General features: G+C 39.4%; 17 protein-coding genes and 1 riboswitch. Of the genes, 10 read left to right on the top strand and 7 right to left on the bottom strand.

The features are described 5' to 3' along the window. The first annotated feature begins 21 nt into the window (after positions 1–21). The 4 genes from R3E32_21020 (at position 22) to R3E32_21035 (ending at position 3,481) form a co-directional block, all read left to right on the top strand. Positions 22–534: a hypothetical protein gene (locus R3E32_21020; GenBank protein ID MEZ4887227.1), complete on the top strand. Its 513-nt coding sequence runs from the start codon at positions 22–24 to the stop codon at positions 532–534. Between the two features lie 59 nt (positions 535–593). Continuing rightward, entirely contained in the window at positions 594–1,466 is an 873-nt protein-coding gene (locus R3E32_21025) for a glycosyltransferase family 2 protein (GenBank protein MEZ4887228.1), read from the top strand. Positions 1,467–1,643: 177 nt separating this feature from the next. Continuing rightward, positions 1,644–2,357 carry an SDR family oxidoreductase gene (locus R3E32_21030; protein MEZ4887229.1) on the top strand — a complete coding sequence of 238 codons (714 nt, stop codon included), beginning with the start codon at positions 1,644–1,646 and terminating at the stop codon, positions 2,355–2,357. A 26-nt stretch (positions 2,358–2,383) separates the two neighbouring features. Continuing rightward, complete coding sequence (locus R3E32_21035) at positions 2,384–3,481, top strand: S-adenosylmethionine:tRNA ribosyltransferase-isomerase (protein MEZ4887230.1); 1,098 nt, start codon at positions 2,384–2,386, stop codon at positions 3,479–3,481. 11 nt (positions 3,482–3,492) lie between these two features. On the opposite strand, the gene metF is transcribed toward R3E32_21035, so the two are convergent. Continuing rightward, positions 3,493–4,446 carry a methylenetetrahydrofolate reductase [NAD(P)H] gene (gene metF, locus R3E32_21040; protein ID MEZ4887231.1) on the bottom strand — a complete coding sequence of 318 codons (954 nt, stop codon included), beginning with the start codon at positions 4,444–4,446 and terminating at the stop codon, positions 3,493–3,495. A 110-nt stretch (positions 4,447–4,556) separates the two neighbouring features. Continuing rightward, positions 4,557–4,682, bottom strand: a riboswitch (SAM riboswitch). 548 nt (positions 4,683–5,230) lie between these two features. On the opposite strand from metF, the gene R3E32_21045 reads away from it, so the two are divergent. The 6 genes from R3E32_21045 (at position 5,231) to R3E32_21070 (ending at position 9,213) form a co-directional block, all read left to right on the top strand. After that, complete coding sequence (locus R3E32_21045) at positions 5,231–5,929, top strand: Crp/Fnr family transcriptional regulator (protein MEZ4887232.1); 699 nt, start codon at positions 5,231–5,233, stop codon at positions 5,927–5,929. Positions 5,930–6,116: 187 nt separating this feature from the next. Next, positions 6,117–6,875 carry a glucose 1-dehydrogenase gene (locus R3E32_21050; GenBank protein MEZ4887233.1) on the top strand — a complete coding sequence of 253 codons (759 nt, stop codon included), beginning with the start codon at positions 6,117–6,119 and terminating at the stop codon, positions 6,873–6,875. 40 nt (positions 6,876–6,915) lie between these two features. Beyond that, positions 6,916–7,353, top strand: coding sequence for a hypothetical protein (locus R3E32_21055; GenBank protein MEZ4887234.1), 438 nt, complete (start codon positions 6,916–6,918; stop codon positions 7,351–7,353). A 94-nt stretch (positions 7,354–7,447) separates the two neighbouring features. After that, complete coding sequence (locus tag R3E32_21060; protein ID MEZ4887235.1) at positions 7,448–8,020, top strand: pentapeptide repeat-containing protein; 573 nt, start codon at positions 7,448–7,450, stop codon at positions 8,018–8,020. A gap of 112 nt (positions 8,021–8,132) precedes the next feature. Continuing rightward, a complete protein-coding gene (locus tag R3E32_21065; GenBank protein ID MEZ4887236.1) occupies positions 8,133–8,570 on the top strand; it encodes a hypothetical protein in 438 nt (145 codons plus the stop codon). Positions 8,571–8,631: 61 nt separating this feature from the next. Then, a complete protein-coding gene (locus R3E32_21070) occupies positions 8,632–9,213 on the top strand; it encodes a PhnA domain-containing protein (GenBank protein ID MEZ4887237.1) in 582 nt (193 codons plus the stop codon). 122 nt (positions 9,214–9,335) lie between these two features. Here R3E32_21070 and R3E32_21075 read toward each other — a convergent pair whose 3' ends face one another. The 6 genes from R3E32_21075 to pyk form a co-directional block, all read right to left on the bottom strand. After that, positions 9,336–10,202, bottom strand: coding sequence for a neutral zinc metallopeptidase (locus R3E32_21075; protein MEZ4887238.1), 867 nt, complete (start codon positions 10,200–10,202; stop codon positions 9,336–9,338). A gap of 216 nt (positions 10,203–10,418) precedes the next feature. Further along, complete coding sequence (locus tag R3E32_21080) at positions 10,419–11,414, bottom strand: glycosyltransferase family 9 protein (GenBank protein MEZ4887239.1); 996 nt, start codon at positions 11,412–11,414, stop codon at positions 10,419–10,421. A gap of 2 nt (positions 11,415–11,416) precedes the next feature. Then, complete coding sequence (gene hemF, locus R3E32_21085) at positions 11,417–12,319, bottom strand: oxygen-dependent coproporphyrinogen oxidase (protein MEZ4887240.1); 903 nt, start codon at positions 12,317–12,319, stop codon at positions 11,417–11,419. Positions 12,320–12,364: 45 nt separating this feature from the next. Then, positions 12,365–12,727 (bottom strand): YbaB/EbfC family nucleoid-associated protein, encoded by a 363-nt coding sequence (locus R3E32_21090; protein MEZ4887241.1) that lies wholly within the window; start codon positions 12,725–12,727, stop codon positions 12,365–12,367. Between the two features lie 22 nt (positions 12,728–12,749). Then, positions 12,750–13,121, bottom strand: coding sequence for a YraN family protein (locus tag R3E32_21095; GenBank protein MEZ4887242.1), 372 nt, complete (start codon positions 13,119–13,121; stop codon positions 12,750–12,752). A 26-nt stretch (positions 13,122–13,147) separates the two neighbouring features. Beyond that, the gene (gene pyk / locus R3E32_21100) at positions 13,148–14,575 is read right to left on the bottom strand and encodes a pyruvate kinase (protein MEZ4887243.1); all 1,428 of its coding nucleotides are present in this window, start codon (positions 14,573–14,575) and stop codon (positions 13,148–13,150) included. Between the last annotated feature and the right edge of the window lie 112 nt (positions 14,576–14,687).

The raw sequence follows: 14,687 nt of genomic DNA on the forward strand, positions 1-14,687 counted from the left end.
CAATGAGTATCTTTGGAGACCATGCAAAATAAACAACCCTCTATATTTCTATTTGCCGCCCTCTTTGGGTTAGGAGTGAGTCTAACGATTCATATAATTAGCTATTTTTCTCCTCAAAGTATCGGAAATTTTTCCTTTTCTTATGTCTTACATTTCTTTGCATTGTTGATGGTTATTCCTGCAATTGGCGCATTGGATCGCATCAATCAAACCGATAATTGGCGGCTGATGTGGAAAAGCTTGCAGCAAAAAGTTCCAAAAATGTTGCAATGGTTGGCAGTTGCATTGTTGGCGTATGCACTCTTCAATTTTTTCTACAATTTTATGGTACTCAATCAGGGAGGACAAGTTTGCATTGCAGAAGGAGAATATGTGTTGTCAGGCAAAGAAGGTATATTGAAGAAGTTAAGTACTGAAGAGTATTTTGTTCACAAAGCCTATTCTACAAGAACCGACTCTGCATATTGGATTCTATTTTTTTACCTCCAAAGCGTCATTCTCTACACTGGTCTGCAAATGTATAACAAGGGGTGAGTGATCAACTTCAAGTGCGAGTTTAATTTTTATGCTCATTTTAATTTTTATTTAATTCCATGAAAGTAAGTGGCTTTACCTTTGTCCGAAATGCTATCCTATATGGTTATCCCATTGAAGCTGCCATTCAGTCCATTCTACCTATTTGCGATGAGGTAGTAGTGTGCGTGGGCAAATCCGAAGACGGTACACTTTCTTTAATTCAAAATATTCCTTCCGACAAAATCAAAATTGTGCATAGTGTGTGGGATGACAGCCTGAGAGAAGGAGGACGGGTACTGGCAGCCGAAACCGATAAGGCTTTTGCCGCAGTAGCAGAGGAGAGTGATTGGGCTTTTTATATTCAAGGCGATGAAGTTGTACATGAAAAGTATTTAGATACTATTCAAACTGCCATGCGTCAAAACTTGGATAACCCAGAAGTAGAAGGGTTGTTGTTCAAATACTTACACTTTTATGGAACATACGGTTATGTGGGGGATTCTCGCCGATGGTACCGCCGAGAAGTGCGGGTAATTCGCAATGACAAGGCGATATATTCTTACAAAGATGCACAGGGTTTTAAGAAAGAGGAGAGGAGTTTGAGAGTGAAAGAAGTAGATGCCTACATCTATCACTACGGCTGGGTCAAACATCCTACAACAATGAAAGCCAAAGAAAAAAACTTTCACAAACTTTGGCATTCGGATGAATGGATTCAACAAAACATCGAACAAACCGAACAATTTGATTACAGTAAAATTGACTCGCTCCAACACTTCAATGGCACACATCCCAAAGCCATTCTGCCTTTTGTCGAAAAAATGAATTGGAATTTGGACTTAAATACCAATCATAAATCCTTCAAATGGACAGACCGTTTGTTGTATTGGTGGGAGCAAAAAACGGGAAAACGTTTGTTTGAATATCGAAATTATCAATTGTTGAAGTAGACGCAAATACCCTTCACCTGTCCTTTTGTACAGTTTTTTACCTGCCCTTTTCTCCCTCTCAAAACCGTTCCAATGCCTGATGCATAGGGGCTTATTCTACCTTATTTTTGCAGTATTAAATGATTGAAAATCTTACACAAAGCTTTTCAATTATGATAACTCAAAAAATAAGCAAATATGAATACTTCCCACAAAAAAACAGCACTCATCACAGGTGCTTCAAAAGGTTTGGGTTATGAGTTGGCACATTCATTGGCTCAAAGAGGTTGGCGATTGATCATCAATGCCCGGCATGCGGACAAACTTTTTGAAGTACAAAAAACATTGCGGCAATACACCGAAGTAGAGGCTATTGCAGGAGATGTAATAGACGAAATTCATCTACTTCAATTTCCCGATAGAATCGCCAAATGGGGTAATTTGGATTTGGTAATCAACAATGCAAGTACGCTCGGAATGTCTCCGCAACCTCATTTATTGGACTACCCCATTGAAGTTATCCACACAGTTTTCCACACCAACGTTATCGCACCTTTGTCATTGCTTCAAAAAGTGAAAAAATACCTAAAATCTAACGCTAAGATAATCAATATCAGTAGTGATGCAGGTGTAGAGGCTTATGCAGGTTGGGGAGCTTATGGTGCGAGTAAAGCGGCCTTAGAACACCTTTCCCACATACTTGCTGTGGAAAACTCTCAATGGAATGTGTACTGGGTAGATCCTGGAGATATGCGCACGGATATGCATCAAGCAGCATTTCCTGGAGAAGACATCAGCGACCGCCCCTTGCCCCAAGAAAGTGTTCAGGGTTTCCTGCAACTCATTGAAGGAAATTTACCAAGTGGGCGTTATGTTAGCCAGCAATTGATGACGGAACTGTTAAATTATTGATTATCAAATAAATAAAAAATATTCTTATGACCAATCAAATGATTGAACTCCCGACTTCAAAAGTAAACTCGTTCTCCTTCAATTTTAACCTACCTGACCAACTGCAATGTGCCAAACCCACTGAAGTACGTGGCATAGCAAGAGATCAGGTGCGCTTGATGGTTTCTAACAAAACGACCAACAACATTGAACATACCATTTTCCGAAACATTCACCATTATTTGCAGGAAGGAGATGTATTGGTAGTCAATACGAGTGGCACATTGAAGGCAGCATTGGAGGCTTATCGTTCGGATGGAACTTTGCTACGGGTGCATTTTTCTACTAAACTGTCAGAAAAACAGTGGATTGTAGAGTTAAGGCAGGTTGTTGGAAACCATACAGAGCGTTTCAGAAATGGACTACAAGGAGAAACACTGCAATTGACAAATGGCGGAACGATGTTCTTGAAAACACCTTATTATTCTTCGGAATTGCTTCAACAGGAACATTTGCAGTTGTGGGAAGTGGACATTCAAATAAACGACAGTGTAGAAAATTATTTGGATAGTTATGGAATGCCGATTCGCTACAACTATGTGAAAGACCAGTATCCTCAATCTTATTACCAAACCATCTTTGCCAAACAAATGGGCAGTACTGAAATGCCCTCAGCAGGTCGGGGATTCACTGCTCAATTGCTCACTCAATTGATTATCAATGGTGTTCAAATTTTACCCATTGTTTTGCATACAGGCGTGGCAAGTTTGGAAATCAACGAGCGACCCTATCAAGAATATTATCAAGTACCGCAGCCCACTGCATCTGCTCTCAACTTAGCTCGCCAACAAAATAGGCGAATCATAGCAGTGGGAACGACTGTTGTACGAGCATTGGAAACGGTGACAGACTGCCAAGGATTTACGCAAGGTGGCACAGGCTGGACAGACGAATTCATTACACCCGAACGGGGTATTTTTGCAGTAAATGGGTTGTTGACAGGTTTTCACGAGCCCAAAGCATCACATTTACTGATGCTGGAAACCTTGGCAGGTCGTGAACACATTGAAGTAGCCTACCAAGCAGCTATTGAAGAAACCTATCAATGGCACGAATTTGGCGATTTGCATTTGATAATTGATTAGTTTATTGCGGTTTATATCAACGTTTTCATGATTTTTTGAAACGGGCCTGCCTCACTCATGGTGTAGAAGTGAAGACACGGCACACCAAAATCAAGGAGTTCTCTGCATTGTTGTACCGTCCACTCAATGCCAATTTCTCTCACTTTTTCTCTGTCATCGTATTTCTGAATTTCTGTCACCAAATCTTCGGGCAGCGAAATATTGAAGATACCCGGTAATCTATCCACTTGTGATTGACTGGTAATAGGTTTGAGTCCAGGGATGATGGGAACGTTGATTCCTACTGCTCGGCAATTTCTTACAAAATCAAAGTATTTTTGATTGTCGAAAAACATTTGTGTCACGATGTAATCTGCTCCTGCATCTATTTTTTGCTTCAAATACTTCAAATCGGAAGCTGTGTTGGGAGCTTCCTGGTGTTTTTCGGGATACCCTGCTACGCCAATACAAAAATCTGTTTTTACAGGATTGCGGAGATCTTCTTCTAGGTAAATGCCGTTGTTCATATTCACGACTTGCTCCACCAATTCAACCGCATTTTTATTCCCATTGGTTTCGGGCATAAAACTGCGCTCACCTTTCACCGCATCACCACGTAGCAATAATACATTATTGACTCCCAAATAATTGAGATCCACCAAGGCATCTTCCGTTTCGTTTTTATTGAAGCCTCCACACACCAAATGCGGTACTGCATCTACGCCATATTTGTATTGAATTGCAGCGCAAATACCGACAGTACCAGGTCGTTTTCGGGTATATACTTTTTCGTAAAGCCCATTTTCCAATAGTTTAAATTTGTATTCCGCACGGTGATAAGTAACATTGATAAAAGGTGGTTGAAATTCCATCAACAAATCCAAAATGCGGTACATACTTTGGATACTTTTTCCCTTCAATGGGGGTAGTATTTCAAAGGAAATCAGTGCTTTATCAGTTTGGTTAAACTGTTCGATAACTTTCATGGACTAAATAGTTGTTTGTGATTTCCAAAACAAAGGAGAATAGAATAGGTAGGCATGAAGCGGTGTTGAACCCAGATAGTGGGCTAATAATAAATAGGATTCTTTATACTTACTCATCTATCTCCTCATGGCTTTAAATAGCGCAAAAGAGCAGGAATTAGCACCTTATCTAAACTAAACATGACAGGTTGCTAAGGTTTCGTCGAGCCTAATCTCTCTACCTTTCTTGATAAGTTGGAAATCTTAATTATAAGAACTGCTGGCAAATATAGTTCTTTGACCTAAAAAAATGATTTTGTGGTAAAGATTTTTTTTGAAGGTGCAGCGTTTTGGCTTCAAAATGTGTCTATAGAATATTAGCAGCCGTGTTAAAATCAAAAACTAAGGAACTTGTCTGGTTTTTTCATAAAAAACAAGTTTTAGAGAATACTGATATTCAACACAAAACACACATCCAATACCATTCTTGCCTTAAAAAGAAAGCAAATAAATTGTCGGAAAAACTACAAAAATGTCCTTTTTTTTGTCAAAAATCTGACGGATATTTGTAATAGTGTATGAAACAACCCAACCTTCTTAATAGTAAAGCATTAAATACTATACTCTGTTTCAACTCTACTCACCGCCTGATTTAGCAATATTCAAAAAACTAATCAAAAATAAGATTGGCCTTATTTATTGAAAAGACAATCAAATAAGTGTCCTATTGGGAATATCACAAGCTATTAGAGATTCAATCCAATGTGGCACCTATATTTTATACTTTAATCAAAATGATTCAAATATGAACACACCAACAGCTACAGATGGAGAAGTTTTAGAGTTGCAAGAAGTGACTATAGAATCAATGTTGCCACTGCTGACCAACGACGGAGGTTATACGCCTCCTCCTAGGAAAGTACGTAAAGGTGATTTTGTGTACCTGCCCAACGACATCAGCAATAAAGTCTATGTAGTCAAATCAGGGCGTATAAAAGTAGGCACTTACTCTGGAAGGGGGAAAGAAATGGTGAAAGCCATCCTCAGAAAAGGAGAGATTTTTGGTGAACTGCGATTGATCAACAAACACCAAAACAATGAATTTGCTCAGGCAATTGACAATGTGGAAGTGTATGTGATTCCTTTGGTTCGAATGCGAGATTTGATGCACCGAAACTTGGATTTTTCTTTCAAAGTAATGGAAATCATTGCAGATAGACTAAACGATACTCAGAGAAGGCTAGAACTTCAATTGTTTAAAGACACCAAATCAAGAGTCATTCAGTTTATGCTGGATTTGGCAGAGGAAAGAGGCGTTAGAGTAGGCTACGAAATTGCCGTAAGGGAGTTTTTTACCCACCAAGAAATCGCCAATATCACAGGTACTTCCCGTCAAACGGTGACAAGTATCTTAAACGAACTTCGTGTGGAAAATCTTATTTACTGCAATCATAAACGATTACTTATCAGGAATAAAGAACGGTTGGAGGAATTGATGGGGTGATTTTATACACCTTATTTTTTACCTTCAATTAGTTTTTGAAATGTCCAATATGTCTGTAGGAAGCATATTGGACATTTTTTTTGAAGTAGGTCAATTCCTATTATTCCTTTAATGAATGTCGCAAAGTTTAAATTTTTCACTTTCATTTGTACCTTTATTCTTCATCACCCCTCAATCAGTTTCAAAAATGGAATTCAGCAATAAAACTATCCTAATCACAGGTGCAGGTTCAGGCATTGGAAGAGTTACAGCACATGCCTTTGCCAAAGAAGGCGGAACCGTAGTCGTTTCAGATATCAACGAAACAGGCGGAAATGAAACCGTAGAACAAATTACCGCAGCAGGAGGAAAGGCTATTTTCATCAAAGCCAATGTAGTCAAATTTGAAGAAGTCGAAAACCTCATCAATAGCACCATTGCCCAATTCGGAAAATTGGACATTGCCATCAACAATGCAGGCATTGGAGGATTGCCCGCCAAAACAGCAGAAACGCCTTTGGATACTTGGGACAAAGTAATGGGAGTCAATGCAACAGGCGTTTTTTACTGTATGAAATTGGAACTGCATCAAATGATGAAACAAGGTAGCGGCGTGATTGTCAATACGGCTTCCATTGCAGGTCTGAGAGGATTGCCCAACAATTTGCCCTATGTCGCCAGCAAACATGCAGTAGTCGGGATGACCAAAACCGCAGCGATGGAATATGCTCGATACAACATCCGCATCAACGCTATATGTCCCGTTTTCACGATTACCCCCATGTTCAATCCCGAAATGATGGAACAGTTTTCGGCAGGCTTGACCGACAAACTGAAGGCCAATCTTCCGATGAAACGTTTTGCAGAACCAATTGAAATGGCCAATACAATGTTGTGGCTGTGTTCGGATAGGGCGAGTTTTGTGACGGGTCATGCGATGCCTGTGGATGGAGGGTTGATGGCATAAATTGAAGTAAAATATTAACAACCCACAATTGACCATCAATATGACCATATTTATAAATGTCGCTCACATCATTATCACCATAGGAATCAGTGCATACTTCTATACTTGGCTAGCGACTTTCAAAGAACTATCAGAGTTTTCAGATAAAGATTGGGATGAAACAGTAGGTGAGATAAACCAATCAGGTAGAAAGATTGAACAGATGAGTGCATCTCAAAAGAATGTCATGAAATATGTTAATAAGGCGGTATTCATCATTGTAGGGTGCTTGGTTTGGGTATTTATGGTGGTTACGATAGGTAAAATCGCTTCGAGTCTAACTGAACACTATATCGCCAAGTGGTTGGTTTATATTGGAATGTATTTTCTTTTTTTACGCATTCCTTTTGGAGTAATTAATAGGGTGGTTCACTCAATACATGAATTCAAGGAGTTTCCCGAAAAAGTTTTATTTTCTATTCTTATGATTGGTTTCTAAATTCTATCTATTTACTGCTATCCTGCCCTTCCGAGTTTTTTGAAGTGGCATTTGGTTTTCTTAGGGTGAATTTTTGAAGCAAAATCTATTGATTATGAGTCCAGTATTGATTGAAGACGAACACATTGAAGGAAAAAACTTTACAGAACAGACGTTGGCGAAGGGCGAATATGAAAATTGCCATTTCGTGAGGTGTAATTTCTCCAATGTGTATTTATCGCAGATTACCTTTGCAGAATGTGTGTTTGAGCATTGCGATTTCAGTATGTGCAATATGGCGAATACGACACTCAGAGATGTACGCTTCAAAGATTGCAAAATGTTGGGCATACATTTTGAAAGCTGCAACCCGTTTTTGTTGGCGATGGGTTTTGAAGCTTGTCAATTGAATTTGTCCTCTTTTTACAAACTGAATTTGAAGCAAACCGTCTTCAAAGATTGCAGACTACGAGAAGTGGATTTTTCAGAGGCGAATTTAAGTGGTTCAACGTTTGATGATTGTGATTTTTTGGGAGCGATATTTGACCAAACAGTATTGGAAAAAACAGATTTTCGGACGGCCTTCAACTATTCGATTGACCCCGAAAACAACCGCATCAAAAAGGCAAAATTTTCGGCTGTTGGAATTGCGGGTTTGTTGGACAAATATGATATTGAAGTGAGCTAATTTGTGAATGAAAATTAAAAGTGAAAATAGAAATTAAAGGCATATCTTACAATCAAACCTTTCACAAATCACCCTGCCTTCAATTTTTCATCATCATTAATTCAATAAATAAATGGCAACACTACACACATTAATTCCTTCAAACAAAAAATTAGGCTTGTTTTTGATGCACCTAATTGTTTCTGTATTAACCTCTTGCGATCCTATGCAAAGCATTGTGATTGAAAACAAAACGAATGAGAATGCCAGCATTAAGTTTGTTTTCAAAAAAGGCAGTGAATATCTCAAGACGGATGAATTTGCGATTTCGGATACTTTGAGGGTCAATTTGGATGCAACTGAAAACAACAGGGTCAAAGAATACGATTTTGGGATTGGAACATGGAGGGTAGAAAGTAGTTTTGATAGTTTGGTGTTGATGACCAAACGTATAGAAATAAGCACTTCAAAATCAAAACAAATCATTGAAGGAGAAGAGGCTATAAGGGCATTTTTTAAAAAGAGAATCGTAGGGAGTCAGAATGAGAGGATTGAAATTGAGCTTGAGTAAAAGAACAATCCAATTTAAGGTGTAATTTTGCGGCTCTAAAACGCAAAATCAATCGTAATAAATGAGTACAGAAACAGAATTACAGGCACGAAGTGAGTCGAAGTGTGAATTGTGCGGTGTAATAAATGAACTGAGCGTATATGAAGTACCTCCAACTTCAAATGGTACTGCTGAGGAGTGTATTTTGGTGTGCAGCACTTGTGCAGATCAAATTGAGAATCCAGAGAATGTGGATGTAAATCACTGGCGATGTCTAAATGATAGTATGTGGAGTGCCATTCCCGCAGTACAAGTAGTCGTTTGGCGAATGTTAAATCGTTTGCGCTCAGAAGGTTGGCCTTTGGAGTTGCTGGATATGCTTTATTTGGATGACGAAACGCTGGCTTGGGCGAAAGCTACTGGAGAGGCTGGAAATCAAGAGGCGGTAGTTCAGCACGTGGATAGCAATGGTGCAGTTTTGCAAGCAGGTGATACAGTCGTGCTTATCAAAACCCTCAATGTGAAAGGTTCAAGCCTGACTGCCAAACGTGGTACAGCAGTGCGAAAAATCTCGCTGGTGGCAGATAATCCTGAGCAGATTGAAGGTCGTGTGGACGGACAGCAGATTGTGATTTTGACGAAGTTTGTGAAAAAATCAAGTTAGTTTTGAGAAAAAGCGTGAGATAAAAGAGTTATTGCATCAAAAAAGGCGCAACACCAAATGAGTAACTCATTGAGTGTTGCGCCTTTTATGTGATTTATCTTTGAAGAAAAATCAACGGATTTCTACAAAGACCTCGCCCCAAAAGTATCTCCTTGGTTCAAATCTCCTGTATCAAATCCTTTTTTAAACCATCTCACACGCTGCTCAGAAGTACCGTGTGTAAAAGCATCAGGAACTACATATCCTTGTGTTTTCTTTTGGATATTGTCATCCCCAATCGCATGGGCCGCATTCAAGGCTTCTTCAATATCTCCTTCCTCCAAAATATTGTTCATTTCCTGTGCATAATGCGCCCACACACCCGCCAAAAAATCGGCTTGCAGTTCCAATTTTACAGACAATTCATTGTACTCCGTTTGGCTGATACGCCCTCGTTGAGCACTCACTTGATCGCTGATACCCAGCAGATTTTGAACGTGGTGAGCCACTTCATGCGCTACCACATAAGCCATCGCAAAATCGCCCGAAACCTTGAACTGCTGCTTCAATTGCTGATAAAAGCCCAAATCAATGTAGAGTTTGTAATCGGCAGGGCAATAAAAAGGCCCCGTTGCAGCACTCGCATTTCCGCATGCGGATTGCACTGCTCCTGTAAAAAGCACCAAATTGGGTTCTTGATACTGTTTCCCAATTTGTTCTTTGAACAAACGTTGCCAAACATCCTCTGTTTGCTTCAAAACCACTGATACAAATTCGGCCAACTCGTCTTCCTCTGCACTTCTGGGTTCGTTTGTGGTTTGCGTTTGAGTCTGTGTTTGCGCTTGCTGTTGAAAAACTTGCATCAAAACACTTCCCAAATCTTGCCCCGATAGCAAGGCAAGACCAATCATGATGATGGTAGAAATCCCGATGCCTCCACCAACTCGTCGCATAGTCTGACCTCTACGGTCTTCTACATTTTTACTTTTTTCTTTTCCTTGCCAACGCATAGTCGTCTTTTTTTTGTGTTAAAAGTGTTGGGGTGTTTATGTAATTCCACTAGTCTAAAAATTGAAGATATTAAAACATCCACACACCTTAAAGACCGCAGGAAATACCTTTCGTCACTGCAAAATAGCTAATTTGAGGTTCTTCTAAAAATTAAATGGCAGTTTTCAAGATTTGATTAAGATAATTGAAAAGACGCAAGCTCCAAAACCGAAATATCAGTACACTGTTTCATTTGCCCAATCTGCAATCAGCGTTTCGTCAATCAATTCCATACAAGCAAAATGTTTTTTTGGGCATTTAGGGTAGCCAATTTTGGAACAAGGGCGGCAGTTCAAATCCTTCATTTCAAAAATTTTATATGCCTGATTACTGGATTCAGAAAGGTAAGGATACATTCCCAGTTCAGGAATGGTATTGCCCCAAATAGAAGCAATGTTTTGGTTGAAAGCTGCTGCAATGTGCATTAAACCTGTATCGTGGGAAATGACTTTTTCGGCTTGTCGAACGATTGAAGCAGACTGGTGTAGGGTGAATTTTCCACAAGCATTGAAGACGTGGTTTCCAGATTTGGATGCAATTTCTTCCCCTATTTCGGCATCTTCTGGGCCGCCTAAGACAATAACGGGTTTTTCGATTAACTCACACAAGTTCATCCATTTATGTTTCGGCATTTGCTTAGTAGCGTGTTTTGCACCGATTACTGCTGCAATATAAGTACCCGTTTTTACTTCGGGAAAATGTGCTTCAATATTTACCTCCTCTTTTGCAGGAATAAAATAATCTAGGCCTTCTCCATCGTTTTTCACGCCCAAATCTGCCACTGTTTCCAGGTATCGGTCCACGATGTGGCTTTTTGGCAAACGATTCCACTTCAAATTGACCATTAGCCATTTTTCGAGGTTGATTTTATTGAAGGAAAAGGTGCGGGTTTTCAGAGCCTTTTTGATGAGCCAAGTACGTTGGTTGTTATGTAAATCAATCACATAGTGAAAATTTTCTGCTTTCAAGGCTTCAATGATAGGCTTCAATTCATTATCCAAAGTGTGAAGTCGGTCAATATAGGGGTTGGATTGCAGTAAGTTGGCAAAACTTTTTTTGGTCAAAAAATGCAGTTCAATGTCTGGGCGTTGTTTTTTGAGACAGCGAATGACAGGCGTTGTCAATACGATGTCGCCAATAGAACTGAATCGAATGAGAAGAGCCTTTTCCATATTTATTTTGCGTTCAGCCAATCTATCTCCTTCTTCAAGCACTGCAAAGTGTCGGCTTCTCGGCTATTGGGAACGGGTTGGTAATCATACACCCATTTGGCAAGAGGCGGCAAACTCATCAAAATGGATTCGGTGCGGCCGTTGGTATAAAGACCAAACTTGGTGCCTCTATCGTAAACCAAGTTAAATTCCACGTACCTACTTCGCCGCAAAAGTTGCCAATTTTGCTCGGCTTCACCGTATTTCACATTGCGGTACTTTTCTGCAAAATAAGTGTAAACAGGTACAAAACACTGCCCTACTTGCTTCACAAATTCAAATAATTGTTCTTTGCTGTGTGTTTCGTCTTCCTTCAATCTATCAAAGAAAATTCCTCCAATGCCCCTCGTTTCGTTTCGGTGAGGAATAAAGAAGTAGTCATCAGCCCATTTTTTGAAGTCAGGGTAATAGTTTTCATCAAATTGGTCGCATATTCCCTTCAAATGTTGGTGGAAAAACTGAGCATCTTTGGGGGTGATATAGTGAGGTGTTACGTCTATTCCTCCTCCAAACCAATACACACCGCTATCCAATTCAAAGTAGCGTACATTCATGTGAATAATCGGCATCATCGGACTGATAGGGTGCAAAACAATGGATACTCCTGTGGCAAAAAACTGTTTCCCCTCTTTGATCTCCAAGGCTTTCAGCATATTTGAGCTGAGTTCACCATGTACTGCCGAAAAATTAACCCCTCCTTTTTCGAGTAAATTTCCATTTTCGATTACCCTTGACTTACCTCCACCACCTTCTGCTCTTTCCCATTTATCTTGGTGAAAAGTAGCCTTGCCATCCAATGCCTCCAATCCTGCACAGATTTGATTTTGAAGGTCTTCAAACCATTTGCTGATAGTTAATTTATCCACTGAATATTAAAATTTCAAATCAGGAAGTTAATTTTTGAATAGTTTTTATTTTTCGTCTTCTTCCTCGTCATCATAGTCCTCATCTTCGCTATCGCCGCCCAAACCGCCTAACAATTCTCCAATGTCAAAATTGGGAGGTAAAAAACCTGTAGCCATTTTTTGCATTTCTGCTTGTGAATGATGGTCAGCTACTTTCATCGCCCGATTCACCGCCACCACAATCAAATCTTCCAATTCTTCCAAATCAAAATTCTCCTTTTCCACTAATGAAGGATTTATGGAGATATTATATAATTTCTTACTGGCAGTTGCTTCAACTTTTACCAAGCCGTCACCAGCTTCTGCTTCAACAATAATCTTGTCCAGATTCTTTTGAAGATCATCAAACATTCCTAGTCCGTTAAACATCTTTAATCTGTTTTATTTTTTTTTAAGAATCATAAAAAAAGAACGCATCTTCAATGTGCTTCAATGCTGTCTTTTGAGGTGCAATACTAATGGCCACAATATCAAATCTCATTTCACCATTCAGTTCGTTTTCATACATATACGCTTCCGCCGCCTTTGCTAGTTGCTTTTGTTGGGCAAGCGTTACAAACTCTTCGGGATATCCAAAATAATCGCTGCTTCGGGTTTTGACTTCTACAAAAATGGTAATTTCAAGTACTTCATCCTGACATACAATGTCAATTTCAGAACGCTTATGTCGCCAGTTAGTCGCTAGTATTTTGTAGCCTTTATCGAGCAGATGTTTTGCAGCCATTTGCTCCCCTTTTTTTCCCAAATCATGATTGTCTGCCATGCACTATTCAAGTTATTCGGTGATTACTACTCAATTTTGCCCAATTTCACCATGTTTGTCTTTCCTTTGAGATTCATAGGCATACTGCTGGTGTTCACGACCACATCTCCCCGTTTCACATAACCTGCTTCTTTTAGTCTTCGCCTCACTTCAATGGTTCCTTTATCTGTATTTTTAAATACGGGGGCGAAAAAAGTCCTAACTCCCCATACCAGGCTGAGTGTGTTGATTAGTGTTTCGTTGTCTGTAAAGGCGTAAATATTGGCTTTGGGGCGAAAACTGGACAATAACAAAGCAGTATATCCAGAGTGGGTCAAGCCTACAATTGCCTTTGCATTGGTTTGTTCTGAGATGATACAAGCATTGTAGCAAATAACATCGGTGTAGTAAAATTTAGATTTTTTACTTGGCAAATGTCCCCTATTGTAAATGACATCTTGTTTTTCAACTTCTTCAATGATTTTACCAAACACTTCAATTGCTCGCACAGGGTATTTACCTGATGCCGTTTCACCGCTGAGCATGATGGCATCTGCACCGTCAAAAATAGCATTTGCTGCATCTGCCGTTTCTGCCCTTGTTGGAGTGGGATTGAAAATCATACTCTCCAAAATCTGTGTAGCAATGATAACAGGTTTTGCCGCTTCATTGCATTTTTTTACAATAGACTTTTGGGCAATCGGCACTTGCTCCAATGGAATCTCTACTCCCAAGTCACCACGAGCTACCATGACTGCATCCGATACTTCAATGATGCTATCAATGTTTTGAAGGGCTTCTGGTTTTTCAATCTTTGAGATGATTTTTGCAGGATGTTTTCCAAACTTAATAATCCCTTGAAGCTGAGTAATTTCATCTGCTGTTCTTACAAAAGATAAGGCAATCCAATTCACAGGTTGGGTAAGAATAAATTCAAGGTCACGAATATCTTTTGGAGTGATGGATGGAATACTAATGCTGGTATCAGGCAGGTTCACCCCTTTTTTGGGTTTGATGGGACCTCCATAAATGACTTTGGCTGTGACCTTATCTTCACCATTGGTATTGAGTACCTTTAGCTCGATTTTTCCATCATCTATCAAAACCCTATCACCTACTTTGGCATCCCTTGCAAAATCCTCATAAGTGAGATACAGTTCTTGACTGGTAGACACCATTTCATTGGTGGTCAGAGTCAATGTTTGGCCATCTTCAATAAATACTTCCCCATTTTCAACCTCTCCTAATCGAATTTTGGGGCCTTGTAAGTCGGCCAAAATTCCTACATGGGTGTTCAATTCTGCATTTATTTCCTGAATCAATTTAATTACGTCTGCATGGCCGTCATGTGTGCCATGCGAAAAATTCAATCTAAAAACATCTACGCCTGCTTTCACAAGGGCTATCAATGTCTCCTTATTATTGGAAGCAGGACCTACTGTAGCTACTATTTTAGTTCTGTTAAATTTTAACATATAAATTTTGTGTCAAATAAGAAATTGAAATATCATTGGAATGCAAATTTAGTGTAATTAAGCTACATTCATAAGCTCTAAGATAAGTAAAGAAGGAATTAATATTTTTTTC

The sequence above is a fragment of the Chitinophagales bacterium genome, from assembly GCA_041392475.1.
GTDB lineage: Bacteria > Bacteroidota > Bacteroidia > Chitinophagales > UBA2359 > JAUHXA01.

What these genes read in the sequence shown, in the direction of transcription:
- R3E32_21020 (MEZ4887227.1), top strand. Translation starts at nt 22, where the DNA reads ATGCAAAATAAACAACCCTCTATATTTCTATTTGCCGCCCTCTTTGGG.
- R3E32_21025 (MEZ4887228.1), top strand. Translation starts at nt 594, where the DNA reads ATGAAAGTAAGTGGCTTTACCTTTGTCCGAAATGCTATCCTATATGGT.
- R3E32_21030 (MEZ4887229.1), top strand. Translation starts at nt 1,644, where the DNA reads ATGAATACTTCCCACAAAAAAACAGCACTCATCACAGGTGCTTCAAAA.
- R3E32_21035 (MEZ4887230.1), top strand. Translation starts at nt 2,384, where the DNA reads ATGACCAATCAAATGATTGAACTCCCGACTTCAAAAGTAAACTCGTTC.
- metF (MEZ4887231.1), bottom strand. Translation starts at nt 4,446, where the DNA reads ATGAAAGTTATCGAACAGTTTAACCAAACTGATAAAGCACTGATTTCC.
- R3E32_21045 (MEZ4887232.1), top strand. Translation starts at nt 5,231, where the DNA reads ATGAACACACCAACAGCTACAGATGGAGAAGTTTTAGAGTTGCAAGAA.
- R3E32_21050 (MEZ4887233.1), top strand. Translation starts at nt 6,117, where the DNA reads ATGGAATTCAGCAATAAAACTATCCTAATCACAGGTGCAGGTTCAGGC.
- R3E32_21055 (MEZ4887234.1), top strand. Translation starts at nt 6,916, where the DNA reads ATGACCATATTTATAAATGTCGCTCACATCATTATCACCATAGGAATC.
- R3E32_21060 (MEZ4887235.1), top strand. Translation starts at nt 7,448, where the DNA reads ATGAGTCCAGTATTGATTGAAGACGAACACATTGAAGGAAAAAACTTT.
- R3E32_21065 (MEZ4887236.1), top strand. Translation starts at nt 8,133, where the DNA reads ATGGCAACACTACACACATTAATTCCTTCAAACAAAAAATTAGGCTTG.
- R3E32_21070 (MEZ4887237.1), top strand. Translation starts at nt 8,632, where the DNA reads ATGAGTACAGAAACAGAATTACAGGCACGAAGTGAGTCGAAGTGTGAA.
- R3E32_21075 (MEZ4887238.1), bottom strand. Translation starts at nt 10,202, where the DNA reads ATGCGTTGGCAAGGAAAAGAAAAAAGTAAAAATGTAGAAGACCGTAGA.
- R3E32_21080 (MEZ4887239.1), bottom strand. Translation starts at nt 11,414, where the DNA reads ATGGAAAAGGCTCTTCTCATTCGATTCAGTTCTATTGGCGACATCGTA.
- R3E32_21090 (MEZ4887241.1), bottom strand. Translation starts at nt 12,727, where the DNA reads ATGTTTAACGGACTAGGAATGTTTGATGATCTTCAAAAGAATCTGGAC.
- R3E32_21095 (MEZ4887242.1), bottom strand. Translation starts at nt 13,121, where the DNA reads ATGGCAGACAATCATGATTTGGGAAAAAAAGGGGAGCAAATGGCTGCA.
- pyk (MEZ4887243.1), bottom strand. Translation starts at nt 14,575, where the DNA reads ATGTTAAAATTTAACAGAACTAAAATAGTAGCTACAGTAGGTCCTGCT.